The sequence below is a fragment of the Flavobacterium terrigena genome, assembly GCF_900108955.1.
GTDB lineage: Bacteria > Bacteroidota > Bacteroidia > Flavobacteriales > Flavobacteriaceae > Flavobacterium > Flavobacterium terrigena.
This window is the reverse complement of sequence record NZ_FNYA01000002.1, coordinates 69,683-85,451: the sequence shown is the minus strand read 5'-3', so window position 1 is coordinate 85,451 and position 15,769 is coordinate 69,683. Positions and strand designations below refer to the sequence as shown.

Here is a 15,769-nt window from a genome sequence, read left to right as displayed (position 1 = left end):
AAAAATAAAAATGACATTAAAAGGACAAAATATCCATTTGCGAGCACTCGAACCCGAAGATTTAGATTTTCTATACGAATTAGAAAATAACGAATCGGTTTGGGAAGTGAGCAACACGCAAACGCCTTATAGTAAATGGGTTTTGAAGCAATATTTAGAAAATGCTCATCAAGATATTTTTGAAGCCAAGCAATTGCGATTGATGATTGTTTTGTCTGCAACCAATGAAAAAGTGGGATTAATAGATTTATTCGATTTTGATGCAAAAAATAGTCGTGCTGGAATTGGAATTATTATTTCTGAAAACTTTAGAAATCAAGGAATTGGAAAAGAATCCTTACAGTTGATCTCTAATTACGCTTTCACACATTTAAGTTTGTACCAATTATTTGCAAATATTACTACAAATAATGAAGCTAGTTTATTGCTTTTTAGTAATTTTGGTTTTCAAAAAATCGGCATAAAAAAAGACTGGAATAAAATAAATGGTACTTTTGTAGATGAAGTACTTTTTCAACTAATACATAAAAAATAAAAATTTTGGGAGCAAAAAAATTATTCGGAAGAATTATCGTTATTGGAGCTATATTCATAATGATTTGTGGTGGATATGTAATATATAAAGCCTTTACTGGAAACACAAAATTTGAAGAAGAGGAAGTGTTTGTATACGTGCCAACTGATTCTAAATACGAAGATGTAAAGAAAATTTTAGCACCATATGTAAAAAATCAGGATAAAATTGATTGGGTGGCTTCAAAAAGAGAATACGATACGAATGTAAAAGCGGGTAAATTTCTATTGAAAAAAGGAATGAGCAGTTTCAGTATTGTTCGTGCGTTACGATTAAATGTTCCTGTGAAATTAGCTTTTAACAATCAGGAAAAAGTGCAAGATTTATTTGTGAGATTGGCTTCGCAAATTGAACCAGATACTACAAAATTGAAAGAAATTTTCACAAACGATACTTTTTTACAAGAAAATGGTTTGAATAAAGACAACGTAATGTCGTTTTTCATTCCGAATAGCTACGAATTTTATTGGAACATTTCTCCTGAAGAATTATCTGAAAAGTTAACAAAAGAATACAAGAGATTTTGGAATGACGGCAGATTAGCTAATGCCAAAGCTTTGAATTTAACACCAGCTCAAGTATATACTTTAGCTTCAATCGTACATAAAGAAACAGCAAAAGCAGACGAAAGACCAAAAGTTGCTGGTGTATATTTAAATCGTTTGAACAAAAATATGCCATTACAAGCGGATCCGACGGTAATTTATGCTTTAAAACAAAAATCAAACAATTGGGATTTAGTCGTAAAACGTGTGATGCACAACGATTTAATGACAAGTTCTCCTTATAACACTTACAGAAATACAGGATTGCCTCCAGGACCAATTTTTATGCCAGATGTTTCGGCTATTGATGCGGTTTTAAGTCCAGAAAAACATAATTATTTATATTTCTGTGCAAGTGTAGAAAGATTCGGTTACCATGAATTTGCAACAGACTATAGCGAACATTTAAAAGTTGCAGCAAAATATGCTGATTGGGTTGCTAAACAGAATTACAAAAGATAAGTTTTTAAAATAATTTAAATCAGGTGTAAGTGTTAAAATTAATGCTTACACCTGATTTTTTATACTATTTGTCGATTTTTTACGTTACTATAAAATGAAATTTTTTATAACTGTCCTTTTTTCTCTTTTTATAAGTTTGGGTTTTTCTCAGGAAAACCTAACGCATACTGTACAAAAAGGTGAAACGCTTTATAGTATTTCAAAGAAATATAAGGTTTCGGTTTCTCAATTGGAACAACTTAATCCAGCTTCAAAAAAAGGTTTATCGGTCAATTCCATTTTACAAATTTCTGTAAATAATAAATCAGAAGTTGGAGTGGAAATGCATAAAGTTATGCCAAAAGAAACGTTATTCGGATTATCGAAAAAATACAATATTAGTATTGATAAATTGAAGCAATTGAATCCAAGTATTGAATCGGAAGGTTTGAAAGTTGGTCAAGTTTTGCAACTTTCTAACTCGAAAAATTATTCAATTTCTGAAGAAGTGATAGTTGAAAAACCAAAATGGAAAAAAGAAAAAAATCAGGAACTTCAAGAAGTATATCATACGGTTTTACCAAAGGAAACCAAATATGGACTTTCAAAAAAATATAAAATCAGCATTGCCGATTTAGAACAACTAAATCCTCAAATCAAAAACGAATTATCAGTTGGAACGCGATTAGTGATTCAAACTTCTCAAAAGAGTGATAGAATTGAACAGCAAGTTATGATTCCAAAAGAAATTAAAATAGTTTCAGCAGAAGGTTTATCTAAAGCAGAATCGGTAATTTCAACAGCTTCAAATAATATTGGTACAAAATATAGAACTGGTGGAACAGATTCAGATGGTTTTGATTGTTCTGGTTTGATGTTTTCTTCTTTTAAAGCTATTGATATTACACTGCCAAGAACTTCTTCGGAACAATCAAATTACGGAATTAAAATTGATAAAAATTCCGCTCAAAAAGGCGATTTAATCTTTTTTGCAACAAATGGTTCTTCTCATATTAATCATGTGGGTTTAATCACAGAAGTTTCAGAAAATGATATCAAATTTGTTCATTCTTCAACAAGTTTGGGTGTTGTAATTTCTTCCATCACAGAAGAATATTACGACAAGCGATTCGTTCAAATTAACCGAGTTATTCCTCAATAATACACAAGTTTATATTCTTCATTGAAAATCGTTTTCTTTTTTTATCTTTAGCAAAACTATAATTTTACTATGAAATCGCATTAAGTAAAGTTTGCGTAAGCAAATCCAATTTATAAAGCGATTGCATTTGACAATTTAAAACAATAAAAAACACAAATGAAAGAGAAAACTGAGTTTAAAAAAGAATTAGGATTGTTAAATGCAACCAGTTTAGTCGCTGGTTCAATGATAGGTTCCGGAATATTTATTGTAACTGCCGCAATGGCGCGAGATGTTGGTTCAGCAGCTTGGATATTAGTTATTTGGTTAGTTACAGGTTTGTTAACGATGTCGGCCGCATTAAGTTATGGCGAATTAGCCGGAATGATGCCAAATGCTGGTGGACAATACGTTTACATTCAAAGAGCTTATGGTAAATTAATGTCTTTTTTATACGGCTGGACCGTTTTCTCAGTAATTCAAACAGGTGTAATTGCTGCCGTTGCTGTAGCTTTTGCCAATTATACCGCCGTTTTTATTCCAGAATTAGATAAAACACTTCTTGAAGTTGGTTCGTACACAATCAATTTAAAACAAGTTTTAGCCATTGTTAGTATTGTTTTGCTGACTTTCATCAACACAAAAGGGGTGAATAGTGGTAAGAAAATTCAATTGTTATTTACAGTTGCGAAGTTATTTGCTTTGTTCGCTTTAATTATTTTGGGATTATACGTGGGTTTACAAACCGATATTTTAAGTCACAATTTTGAAAATATGTGGGAAGCTTCTAAAACCGTTTTAAAAGAAGATGGAAGTTTAACCGTAACTAAATTAAGCGGAATTGCCTTATTAGGTGCGATGGGAGCAACGATAATTAATTCGTTATTTTCTAGTGATGCTTGGAATAATGTAACGTTTATTGCTGCGGAAATTAAAGATCCAAAAAAGAACATTCCAAGAAGTTTGTTTTTAGGGACTTTGATTGTAACCGTAATTTATATTTTAGCGAATTTAGCTTATTTGGCTTTGTTACCAGTAGGCGGAAGTCCAGAAGATGCTAGTGTTTTAGGAAAAGGAATCATGTTTGCCACAGATGATAGAGTAGGTGCTGCAGCAGCGAATATCATTTTAGGAAATGTGGGTGTTTTTGTAATGGCGGGTTTAATTATGGTTTCGACTTTTGGTTGCAATAGCGGAATTATTTTAGCGGGTGGCCGTTTGTTTTATGCGATGAGTCAAGATGGTTTGTTTTTTAAACAAGCTGGTGAATTAAACAAAAATAATGTTCCTGAAAAAGCCTTATGGTTTCAATGTTTATGGGCTTCAGTATTGTGTTTATCGGGAAAATATGGTGATTTGTTAACGTACGCGACTTTCGCATCATTGTTGTTTTATATCTTAACCATTTACGGAATTTTCATTCTTCGTAAAAAAGAACCAAATGCAGAAAGACCATATAAAGCTTTTGGTTATCCATTTGTTCCAATTTTATATATCGTAATGACATCTTTAATTTGTATTACTTTATTGATTTACGATACAAGAAATACAGGTTTAGGCTTAGGAATTGTGTTATTAGGAATTCCGATTTATTATTTCACACAAAGAAAATCAGAATAGATAAAAAAAAACCTGTCAGGTTTTTGAAACCTGACAGGTTTAATAATTATTTCTCTAAAATTTTCTTTACATTTTCACCATTTTTAGTGAAAGCATCTTTAATGAAATATTTTCCAACGAAAGATAAAGCGTTCATTGGATACGGATCGTTTCCGTAAAACTCTTCGGTAACTGTACAAGAATTAGCATCAATTGCTTTTACGATTGTAGCACCTTTTTGATCACCTTCCATTGGTCTGATAAAATGTAAATCGATATCCATTCGGTCATTGGTGATTTTTGTGATGGTTTGAGAACCTGCTCCAACATCATCATTTCCATCCCAAGAAACTTTAGCGCCAACCGTTCCGTCTTCACCTTCATATTTTAATTTGATATTTGGATCGGCCATTACCCAAACACTATATTTTTCTTGATTTTTGAACATTTTCATATAATTGAAAACTTCTTCTTGTGGTTTGTTAATGGTTAGCGTATGTGATACGGTATATTGTTTATCCATAACCAAGCCTGCTAGCAAGAACAATCCCACTAATGCCAGAATAAAAATCAGTAATTTTTTTAAAATTCTCATATGTAATAGTTTTAGTTAGTAAAGTAAAGTTACAAAATATTTTATAAAAAAAATCCGTCCCAATTTATATCGAGACGGATTCTTAAATTTGATGTTGCTATCTACTAGTAGTACATGTAACGTCTTACTTTAGCAATATATTTTGCTAAACGAATTACTTGGTGACTGTAACCATATTCGTTATCATACCAAATGTATAAAACGATATTTTTACCATCTCCAGAAACGATTGTAGCATTACTATCATAAATTGAAGGTTGTGCTGTTCCAACAATATCTGAAGAAACTAATTCGTTGTTCATTGAATATTTAATTTGCTCTACTAAATTTCCTTCTAAAGCATATTTTTTCATGATTTCGTTTAATTCTTGAACAGATGTTTCTCTACCAACTTCTAAATTTAAAACTACTAATGAACCATTTGGAACAGGAACACGAATAGCGTTTGAAGTTAATTTACCTGCTAAACTTGGTAAAGCTTTTGCAACCGCACTACCAGCACCAGTTTCAGTAATTACCATATTTAAACCAGCTGCTCTTCCACGACGGTATTTTTTATGCATGTTATCAACCAAGTTTTGGTCGTTAGTATAAGCATGGATAGTTTCTAAATGTCCTTTAACAACACCTAAAGTTTCTTCAACAACAGCTAAAATTGGAGTAATAGCGTTAGTTGTACAAGATGCTGCAGAGAAAATATTTACGGTATCTGGATTGTAATCTTCGTGGTTTACACCATAAACAATATTTGGAACACCTTTTCCTGGAGCAGTTAATAAAACTTTATCTGCACCTTTAGAAGTTAAATGTCTTGCTAAAGCTTCTTCAGATGTAAAAGCACCAGTGTTGTCAATTACTAAAGCATCGTTAATTCCGTATGCTGTATAGTCAATTTCTTCTGGAGAATTCGCTGTAATAATATGAACCGTAGTTCCGTTGATAATTAAAGCATTGTTTTCTGGATCTGCAGAAACAGAGCCTTCAAAATCACCATGAACTGAATCGTAACGTAATAAAGAAGCACGTTTTTCTAGTAAAACCGCATCATTTTTATCACGAGTTACAATCGCTCGTAAACGTAATTGTTGTCCTTTACCAATTTTACTCATCATTTCACGAGCTAATAAACGCCCAATACGTCCGAATCCGTAAAGAACTACATCTTTAGGAACAATTTCAGAAGTATCTTTTGCATTTTTCAATTTGTCAATTACAAAAGCAGTTGCATCGTTATATTTATCGTCTTCTAAGTGAAATTCGTAAGTTAATTTTCCAATATCGATACGAGATGGTGGTAAATCTAAATTTTCAATAGCTCTAGCAATTTCAACCGAATCAAAAATATTAATTGGTTTCTCTACAAAAGCACCAGCATATTCGTGTAAGTTGATGATGTCACTAACATTTCTATCAATCAATTGATTTCTAAATAATACTAGTTCAATAGATTTGTCGAACCATAAATCGCTTATAATTCTAACAAATTCTACACATGCTTTTCTTCTGTCTGCTTGAAAAGCTAATTCTTTTTCGTAAATAGTGTTGTTGTTCATGAAAATATAGATTGTGTTACTAATTTGATGCAAAAGTAGATATTTCAATTGTTTTCATAAAACTTTTTTCTATTTTTTAACTATTAGTTTTGTAAAATAGACAATTAGATATGCTTCTACATAAATTTACTTTTTCTAATTTTGCCGAAAATTTATCAAAAAATAAAAATGAAATTAAAATATCTAATCATTATTAGTTTGCTTTTCTCAGTATTCGCCTATTCTCAAGATACAATTTCTAAATTTAAATGGCTACGAACTGGTGTCGTTATTGGTTATGCTTCTCAAAATACATTTATAAAACAAGAATCTGATTATACTTATGAAAATCAGATTGTTAAATTTACCAATCACTTTAATTGGTCGAAAAAAAGAAAACACAGCTGGGAAATTTTAGTAGAACCAAGTTATTACCAATCCAAACATCAAATGATAAATTATTGGTTTATTAGTCATACTGAAGAAAATGGTGATGAACTTAGAGCAAAATATATGCGTTTAAAAACAATTAATGAGTATGCTTTACATTTAGGATTGGTTTATAGAAGATATTTCAACTTGAATTCATCGATTTTTGCCACATTAAATACAGGTCCGATGTATATTGATACCGATACAGAACGACTTAAAAAAGGATTTGCTTTTAGTGATGTGCTTTCTGTTGGATATAATTATAGAATCAAAAAACTTTCTTTTGATGCGAAATTTATGTTCAGACATGCTTCAAATGCCAATTTACAAAAACCAAACTATGGCTTAAATTCATCTGGTTTTGAAATTGGTGCATATTATGAATTGAATTAAAATAAAAATTCGCAAAACATAATATTATGCTTTGCGAATTTTTCGGTTAAGTAAATATGACTTAGATTAATTATAAAAAGATACGATACATTTGACCGTTTTTGGCAATGATTTGATATCTTGTTTTTTCAGTAGCTTCTTTTTTAGCTAAATACGCCGAAACGCTTTCCATATCTGTTGCTCTCATGTTATCAACTTGTGTTACAATAGAACCTTTCAAATCGTTCGCATATTCCGCATAATCAGCATTAGTTACTTCTTTGATTTTTATACCGCTTTTCAAATTGAAACGTTTTTTGTCGTTGGCATCTAAATCTTCAAATTCAATACCATTAAATTCATAAGTAATTAATTCTTTTTTAGTTAACGGCACATTTAAAGCCATGTTTTTTCCATCTCTAATAAGCGAAACTTTTACAATATCATTTGGTCTTTTCGTGTTGATAACTGTTGCCATTTCTGCAGATGAAGCAATGTTTTTATCATCTAATTTTACAATAATATCACCTTTTTCAATTCCTACTTTTTCTGCTCCAGAATTTCTGTTGACTTTACTCACATAAAATCCTTCTGTTTGTTTAATTCCGTATTTTTTAGCAGCTTCGGCATTTAATTCGCCACCTTCAACGCCTAAAATTCCACGTTGTACGTTTCCAAATTTCATTAAATCTTCAATGATTTTCTTAGTAATGTTTGAAGGAACTGCGAAAGAATATCCCGCATAACTTCCTGTTGGCGAAGAAATCATCGTGTTAATTCCAATTAATTCTCCATTTGTGTTCACCAATGCACCACCACTATTTCCAGGGTTTACAGCTGCATCTGTTTGTATAAAAGATTGAATACTTGCTTTATCTAAATTTCTAGCTTTCGCCGAAATAATTCCAGCAGTAACCGTAGAATTCAATTGATATGGATTACCAACAGCTAAAACCCATTCGCCGACTTTAATATTATCTGAATTTCCAAAAACTATAAATGGCAATTTTTCATCAGCATCAATTTTTAGTAACGCGATATCCATTTTGCTGTCGGTTCCAATCAATTTGGCTTTGTATGCTTTGTTGTTATTTAATGTCACTTCTAATTCTGTTGCATCCTGAATTACGTGATTATTGGTCACAATGTAACCATCTTCCGAAACAATTACTCCAGAACCCGTTCCAATTTGCTCTTGTTGCTGACTACCACTTTGCCCGTAGAAAAAACTCGCAAACGGATCATAAACGGTTCGTACCGAAACATTTTTTACGTGCACCACACTGTGAATGGCTTTGTCGGCACCAGTTGTAAAATCTACATTTTCCGCACCGTTATAATTCACGGCTTTGGCATAATTTGGGGATGTTGTGATAAATGAATCCGAATCGCTTTTTCTGCTTTCAATGAATTTATAGGCACCCAAAGTAACGGCACCACTCATTAATGATACAATAAATAGACTTCCTAAATTTTTCATTTTGTTCATTTTTTAATTTGTTTATAATGTAAATATAACTAGGTTTTTTAAAATTCAAATTCCGTTTAACGCACGATTAACAATGTTTAACACCTTTTTAGCATTTGGGCATTTCCTTACAGGTCGGGCTTTCCACTATATCTTTTTTACAAGTTACCTTCGCGAGCTTCAGTCAACTTGTAAAAAAGGATGCCGCTGCAATCCCTAATGCAATTTTGTGCAAAAAAATAAATATCTTTGTACTATGCAAATAAATTTTTTCAAATACCAAGGAACCGGAAACGATTTTGTTATGATTGATAATCGTAACAACACATTTCCCAAAAATAATACCAAACTAATTGAATTCTTATGCGACCGACGTTTTGGCATTGGTGGCGATGGTTTAATATTGCTTGAAAATCATGATAAGTACGATTTTACAATGGTGTATTATAATTCCGATGGTAGCACAAGCACGATGTGTGGTAATGGCGGACGTTGTTTAGTAGCTTTTGCAAAACAATTAGGTATAATTGACAATGAAGCCCATTTTGAAGCTTCAGATGGTTATCATTATGCAAAAATTGAAAATAATTTAATTGCTTTACAAATGATTGATGTGACGGATGTGAAGCATTTTGACACGCACGAATTTGTATACACAGGTTCACCACATCACGTGCAAATGGTGAAAGATATACAGCAGTTTGATGTAAAAAATATTGGTGCCAAATTAAGATATTCCGATTTATACGATGAAAGTGGTTGCAACATTAATTTTGTAGAACAATTAGATGCTGACACTTTTTCAGTTCGTACTTACGAACGTGGCGTAGAAGATGAAACTTTTTCTTGTGGAACTGGTGCGACTGGAGTAGCAATTGCGATGCATTCGACTTATAAAACAGATGCCAAACGAGTTAATATTAATGTTTTAGGCGGAAAATTAACCATTAGTTTTGATGTGGAAAATAATACCTATAAAAACGTGTTTTTAACTGGTCCTGCGGAATTGGTTTTTGGTGGAAGTTTAGAGGTTTAATTCTCCAAATTCAATAAACTTTTTTTTATAATCTCATAATGTGTCCAAGGAATAAAATGATCGGCCTTTTCTATTGGAATGGTCTCGATATTCTTTGCGTTTATAAATTCTTTTTTCATAAAACCCACATTAGAATAAGGTACTAACGAATCTTCTGTACCATGAATAATAATTACGTTGGAGGTGATTTTTCCTAACTGAGGTTTCATAATTTTTAAATCCTCTTTCAACCACCAAAGTTCATCATTAGAAATCCTAAATGCGCCTGGAATTAAATATCTAATGGGTTTCGAAAGTAAAATTGGTCGCCAATTTTCAGGATTTTCTGCTTTTGGGTCAATTGCACCCGATAAAATGACTAAGTTTTTAAATAATTTTGGGTTTTTTGTCGCCAATTTCACAGCGACTGGTCCGCCCATAGAATGCCCAATTAATGTAATTGGTTGGTTGTTGTTTTTAGATAGTATAAACGGTAAAATTAAATTGGCTTGTGTTTCTAAATCTTCCGCTTCGCCAAAATTACTATATCCAAAACCCGGTCTGTCAATCGCAATTAAGCGGTATTTTTTCTGTAAGTCTAAGTCGGATAAATAAGTTTTATAGGCATCCCAACTTCATGGTGAACCGTGTAAGAAAAAAAGTGTGGATTTGGAAGAATCGCCCGTTTCTATATAATGGATTTGATGTGCTTCAGAAATTTTAAAGGTGTCATCTTTAAAAGCAGTATTGGATTGAGAGAAAAATTCATTCGTTTTTTTAACAGACAATCGCATTCGCATGCAAGACTGAGAAAACAATAAGTAGCCACAAAATAATATGAAGACAATCCATTTCTTAGAAATTTTTCTTTTCATATTGCTGTAATGTTTTGATTAGTAGATTATCAATCAAATTTAACCAAATAATTTTAAAAATAAACCGCACAATTAGGCAATTCTTTTTTTATACGTAATAACTCTTCTTGTGAAATTGGATTTCCAGTTAAAATTAAGGTTTTCAAATTTTTTAGTTTGCCAATTTCTTTCGGTAAAAATTGAATCTGATTTTGCGCAATAGTAAGCGTGTTTAGGTTTTGTAAATTCACAATCGATTCTGGTAATTCTTTTAAATTATTAAAATTGATTTGAAGCACTTCTAACTTTTTCAAGTTATATACTTCTGCAGGAATCGTACTTAATTTATTATAATCTAAATTGAAATGTTTCAGTTTCGGAAAATGAAGCCAATTTTCATCCAATTCATTAAATTGATTGTATGAAATATCTAAAAAACTCAGTTTTTTTAATTTAGAAATGGTTGCTGGTAAAAAACTCAGTTGGTTATTATCCATTTCAATGACTTCAATATTTTTGCAGCTTCCCAAATCTTCAGGTAAAATAGAAATATTATTTACTGAAAAAGTAAGATGTTTTAATTTTTTTAGTTTGGTGAAATTTTCAGGTAATTCATTCAGTTTATTGGCAGATAAATCAATTTTTCGAAGATTTTGACATAGATCAATGGAATTTGGAATCTGTTTCAATTCATTTTCATTGAATAATAGTACTTCTAATTTTGGAAAATTCGTAGCCGAATCTGACCAAAACTCAATATTGTTTTTCATGACATTCAAATGTCTAAGATTCCTAAAATTTTGAATTTCGGAAGGCATTTCAAACAAATTATTCGCTCTTAAATTTAAATTTTTGACTTCATCAGGAGTTTGAGATGAAACAACTAAATCTTGAAAAATTTTTTCTTTCTTAGGATTTATATTTTGAGAAAATACTAGAATCGGAAAAAGGAAAATGAAAAGTAAATATTTGTTCATAAGTGAAAATATAAAAAGGTCGGAGTATTTCATCCGACCTTAATTACTTGATATTTTTATTATTTTGATTTTAAAACTTTGATAGTTTGTTTTTGATTTTCTGAAATAATTTCAAAAAAGTAAACGTTTGAACCATTGAAATTTGTTAAATCAATTTCTGTTGTTTTTGATAATGAAGAATTTACTTTTTTATCAATTAATTTTCTTCCAACGAAGTCGTAAACGTTAATTTGAATTTCTGAAGTATTCAATTCATTAAAATCTAAAGTTACAATTCCATTTGTTGGATTTGGGTAAATTTTAATGTTATTATTATTTGTAAATGATTCGTTAGAAAGAGGTTGTTGTCCTAAATAATCTTCATGTGAAAATACTAAAGCAGCAGATTTGTCAAATTTAACGTTTAAGCCAGTTGCATCAGCTTGAAAAGCATTTGAACCACTTGGATGTTGAATTGAAAAGAATCCGTATTTAAAATCTGGTGTAAAAGTTAATCCAGTTGGTTCAGAACCTGCTGGCGCAGAACTATGAATTAAAACTTGTGGGCTAGTTTGTCTGTGGTTTGGTCTTACTACCCAGATGTAGTTTCTTCCACCATCTTGAACTACCCAAAGGTTTCCTTTATCATCAAAAGCTAAATTGTCATTTCCGTCAGACCATGCTTCGTTTACAGTTCCTGAAGCCGTTTGAATTGGGTAAGTCATTGCACCTACAAAAGTTTCAAAGTTTGAAATTGTAGTTCCATTATCTTTAAATCTGTAAACTCTATCTTTACCTTTTGAAGCAAAATAAACCATTCCGTCAGGACCAATTTCACAATCTTCAACACCATTAAAGTTTGTTCCTCCTAATGCTCCTGCATTTGATGCCAAGTTGTTTCTATCTGCTTGAGTTGTATTTGGAACTTGAATCCAAGTTGCTGTTGCAGAAGTTGGTTCGTCATCAGATAAAGCTGTATCTAATTTTAAAACATAAACATTTCCAGCAGATAAATTATTAGCTATAGTTGGTACAAATTTATAAACACAGTGTGTTCCACCATCTTCACCATAATATGCTACGGTTCCATCGTTACTTACTACAACGTTTTCGTGGTTCATTCTTCCCATGGCAAATAATTTGTCTTTAGTACCATTGCTGTCATAATCTACAACACTTGCTGTAGTTGGATTAATTTCAACTAACCAGCCCACATCTTGATATCCATCACTATTCGCATCACCAGCAGTTGTGTTTTCTTCTGCTGTAACAATTGTTCTCCATGGTGTTACACCTCCAGAACAGTTTCTAATAGTAGTAACTAAATTAGTGTTGTATAAATCTACTTTTTTAGAATTAGTAGCATCCCATAATGGATTACTCGTGTTTGTATTTAAATTTAAATCAAGTATAGAAACGCCACCAGGATTGTTTTCATGGTTTACAGATAAATGTCCAATTGTACTTGCGTTTACACCTAATGAAGGAATATATCCAGTAAAATCATGTGTTCCAGGAACTGCTCCAGAACCATCTCCATAAGTACTTCCTTCTTTAAATAACATTTGGAAACGTTGTTCTGTTGGCATAATTAACACATTTGTTTGTGTTGTTGGGTTGATTGAAGTAAAACATCCGATATGTCCATCTTCACAAACATAACTTGGATCTTTTTCTTTTAAAAATAAATCGAAACCTAAGTCAGAACTAGATAAATCACTTTGGTGCATTTCTACAGAAATTCTGTTTACACCAGTTGTAAAGTATGATTTTGGAATGAAGAACGTTTGATATCTTTTTTCATCAGCTGTACTAATTGCTGTACTTGCAAAAGTAGCAGAAGTAATAGTTCCAGCTGGCATATTGTTTCTAACAACTTCTACGCCATTTACATAAAGTACAAAACCATCATCTCTTCTAATTCCAAATTCTAAATCAGTAGTTAAAGAAGTAATATCAGCAATATTGATGTCTTTAGTAAAATAAGTAGTTGTGTACTTACTTGCAGCATTTCCTCCAAAAGAAACAGTTGTTTTACATGGATCACCATATCCAAATGGAGCTAAGTTTGAAACCCAAGTTGTATTGTCAAATGCATTGTCTTTCCAAGTTGTACCTTGGTCTGAACCATTGTCAAGGAATTTCCAAGACGAACCTTTTTCGATTAATACAGTTGGTGGAACTGTAACCGGATTTTTAGAATTTAATTTGCTCTCGTTTTTCGAAAAACCTAAAAGAGAAATTAAAAGAGTACTTAAAAGTAAACCTTTTTTCATTTGTGTGTTGTTTTAATTATTTGAAGCAAAACTAACACGGTTATGTAATGAAATTTGGCGTTTGAAGTTATAATATGTTTATAAAAAAGTTACCAGTTTTAAGTAAATGTTATCTTGTGTGTTTATTATCCGATAACGATTTAATAAACGCAACGATATCATTTTTTTCTTCAGTTGTTAAGTTTAATTTGTCACTTCCTAAAGTCTGATTTCTGGTTGCAACTCCCATTCCTTCGCCACCGCCTTGGTTGTAAAATTCTAATACATCATCTAAATTTGTATAAGCGCCATTATGAAAATAAGGTGCGGTTTCATTTGCATTTCGTACGGTTACGGTTTTAAATGATTTTTCATAAATCCACGATTTTTCATATAAAACGCCATTATTGTTTCTGCCTTCATCTTCATCTAATTCTTTTGAAGTGGGTTTCGAAAAAACACCTAAAATTTCACTTTCGTTTTCTACATATAAAGGCGGAACCAATCCGCTAAATGTTGGTGAAAAATGACATGTAGCGCAATTCGCTTTTCCTGTAAATAAGTTGAAACCATTTGCAACTGAAGCATCAATTTTTGAAGTTTCTCCTCTAACATATTGATCGAAAGAGCTGTTATACGATTTTAAAGACAAAACATAAGAAGCCAATGCTTTTGTGAAATCTTCTCGAGTAATTGATTTTTTCTTAAAGATTGTTTTAAATTTTTCACGGTATGTTTTATTTGAATTCAATTTGTTAAGAATTTCAGCATACGAAGTATTAAATTCTAAATTGTTAAAAATAACGTGTTCCACTTGTTGTTCTAAAGTATACGCTCGTAAATCGTAAAAAAATCTATCGGCATATGCGCTATTTAATAAAGTAGGTGAGTTTCTAAAAACAGTAATTCCATTTTTATTACTCATCGATTTTGGAGTTCCATCTGCAAAACCTTTTTCTGGTTGGTGACAACTGGCGCAATTCATTTTATTATCGTGACTCAACATCGAATCGAAAAAAAGTGATTTCCCTAAACTTCTCAATCCCTCTGAATCCTCTTCTTTTTTTAAATTGGTAAACTGATACGGATTTAAAAATTCGCTATCAAATAAAGATGTGCTATTTGGATTCCAAGAAGTGACAAATTTTAATGCTTGATTTTTTTGAAATGGTAATAATTCCGCATAAATTGGGTCTAAATGATTTTTAACTAATGTTAATCGATTTAAATTTTCGAAATTGGATTGTTTTAAAAACGCAATTGTGTTGTTAATTTTATTTAGGATTGAGTTTTTGTCTTTTTCAGGCATTAAATTCGAACTGTTTTCAAGATAGTTTTTAATCCCGATTAACGAATTGCAGGAATCGTCAATGGCATTTAGTGAACCTGGCGTGTCAAAGCCAGTGATTCCTAATGTGAAAATTCTAATAAGTTGAATTCGGATAGCCAAAATGGCATCAGTAGCATTTAAAGGTGCAACGCTAACTTTGTTGTAAATAGTTTTGTAATTGTTGTTTAATCTAATTGCTAAGTTGGCAATTTCGTTTTTGTTTTCAGCGCTTTCATCAGAAAAAATAAGTTCGTCTAAAACTTGTAAACCTTCCGGATTGGTAAGAATTGGTCGGGAGTTTTCCTTTTCGATATGCAATAAAGGCGCACCATTAATTTTTGAAGAAACATATTCTGGAAATTGAAAGGCCAGTTGAAATTCGACTTTTTTATACGCTTTTCTACAGTTTAAAAAGACTTTTTGTAGCGAATCAATTGTGATTTTATTTTCTCTAAATGCTTTCGAATTGAATTCTAATTCATCAATTTCGTTTTTTAATTCTAAAGCAAAATTAGATTCAAATTCAGAGGAAGTTCCTTGTAATTTAGATTTGAAACTAAACAGCAATAAAACGCTGAATAAGAATAGAATAAAGTAGATTTTTTTCGATTTCATCTGGGTGTAATATTTAAAAGCAATATTACACTTCAATAAATAGTT

The 15,769-nt window shown here is 31.4% G+C and carries 12 protein-coding genes and 1 pseudogene; 6 read left to right on the top strand and 7 right to left on the bottom strand.

The window, feature by feature from the left end; genetic code table 11:
• Window positions 1-10 precede the first annotated feature (10 nt).
• The 4 genes from BMX42_RS03955 (at window position 11) to BMX42_RS03940 (ending at window position 4,321) form a co-directional block, all read left to right on the top strand.
• A complete protein-coding gene (locus BMX42_RS03955) occupies window positions 11-535 on the top strand; it encodes a GNAT family N-acetyltransferase (RefSeq protein ID WP_091309047.1) in 525 nt (174 codons plus the stop codon).
• Between the two features lie 5 nt (window positions 536-540).
• Window positions 541-1,581 carry an endolytic transglycosylase MltG gene (gene mltG / locus BMX42_RS03950; RefSeq protein WP_245748231.1) on the top strand — a complete coding sequence of 347 codons (1,041 nt, stop codon included), beginning with the start codon at window positions 541-543 and terminating at the stop codon, window positions 1,579-1,581.
• 94 nt (window positions 1,582-1,675) lie between these two features.
• Window positions 1,676-2,722, top strand: a complete 1,047-nt coding sequence (locus tag BMX42_RS03945) for a C40 family peptidase (RefSeq protein WP_091309044.1) — start codon at window positions 1,676-1,678, stop codon at window positions 2,720-2,722.
• Between the two features lie 156 nt (window positions 2,723-2,878).
• A complete protein-coding gene (locus tag BMX42_RS03940; RefSeq protein WP_091309040.1) occupies window positions 2,879-4,321 on the top strand; it encodes an APC family permease in 1,443 nt (480 codons plus the stop codon).
• Between the two features lie 46 nt (window positions 4,322-4,367).
• On the opposite strand, the gene BMX42_RS03935 is transcribed toward BMX42_RS03940, so the two are convergent.
• Window positions 4,368-4,895 carry an SRPBCC family protein gene (locus BMX42_RS03935; protein ID WP_091309036.1) on the bottom strand — a complete coding sequence of 176 codons (528 nt, stop codon included), beginning with the start codon at window positions 4,893-4,895 and terminating at the stop codon, window positions 4,368-4,370.
• Window positions 4,896-4,999: 104 nt separating this feature from the next.
• Window positions 5,000-6,448, bottom strand: a complete 1,449-nt coding sequence (locus tag BMX42_RS03930; protein WP_091309032.1) for a glyceraldehyde-3-phosphate dehydrogenase — start codon at window positions 6,446-6,448, stop codon at window positions 5,000-5,002.
• Window positions 6,449-6,616: 168 nt separating this feature from the next.
• Between BMX42_RS03930 and BMX42_RS03925 the strand changes: the two genes are divergently transcribed.
• Window positions 6,617-7,252 carry an acyloxyacyl hydrolase gene (locus BMX42_RS03925; protein ID WP_091309027.1) on the top strand — a complete coding sequence of 212 codons (636 nt, stop codon included), beginning with the start codon at window positions 6,617-6,619 and terminating at the stop codon, window positions 7,250-7,252.
• 70 nt (window positions 7,253-7,322) lie between these two features.
• Here BMX42_RS03925 and BMX42_RS03920 read toward each other — a convergent pair whose 3' ends face one another.
• Window positions 7,323-8,711 (bottom strand): S1C family serine protease, encoded by a 1,389-nt coding sequence (locus BMX42_RS03920; RefSeq protein WP_091310848.1) that lies wholly within the window; start codon window positions 8,709-8,711, stop codon window positions 7,323-7,325.
• A gap of 244 nt (window positions 8,712-8,955) precedes the next feature.
• On the opposite strand from BMX42_RS03920, the gene dapF reads away from it, so the two are divergent.
• Window positions 8,956-9,735, top strand: a complete 780-nt coding sequence (dapF, locus tag BMX42_RS03915; protein ID WP_091309024.1) for a diaminopimelate epimerase — start codon at window positions 8,956-8,958, stop codon at window positions 9,733-9,735.
• On the opposite strand, the pseudogene BMX42_RS03910 reads toward dapF, so the two are convergent.
• The 4 genes and pseudogenes from BMX42_RS03910 to BMX42_RS03895 form a co-directional block, all read right to left on the bottom strand.
• Window positions 9,732-10,319: pseudogene (locus BMX42_RS03910) on the bottom strand (alpha/beta fold hydrolase); the annotation flags it as partial. The gene dapF and the pseudogene BMX42_RS03910 overlap by 4 nt on opposite strands.
• A gap of 323 nt (window positions 10,320-10,642) precedes the next feature.
• Window positions 10,643-11,545: a leucine-rich repeat domain-containing protein gene (locus BMX42_RS03905; protein WP_177169116.1), complete on the bottom strand. Its 903-nt coding sequence runs from the start codon at window positions 11,543-11,545 to the stop codon at window positions 10,643-10,645.
• Window positions 11,546-11,604: 59 nt separating this feature from the next.
• Entirely contained in the window at window positions 11,605-13,800 is a 2,196-nt protein-coding gene (locus BMX42_RS03900; RefSeq protein WP_091309018.1) for an alkaline phosphatase PhoX, read from the bottom strand.
• Window positions 13,801-13,909: 109 nt separating this feature from the next.
• A complete protein-coding gene (locus tag BMX42_RS03895; RefSeq protein ID WP_091309015.1) occupies window positions 13,910-15,724 on the bottom strand; it encodes a cytochrome-c peroxidase in 1,815 nt (604 codons plus the stop codon).
• Between the last annotated feature and the right edge of the window lie 45 nt (window positions 15,725-15,769).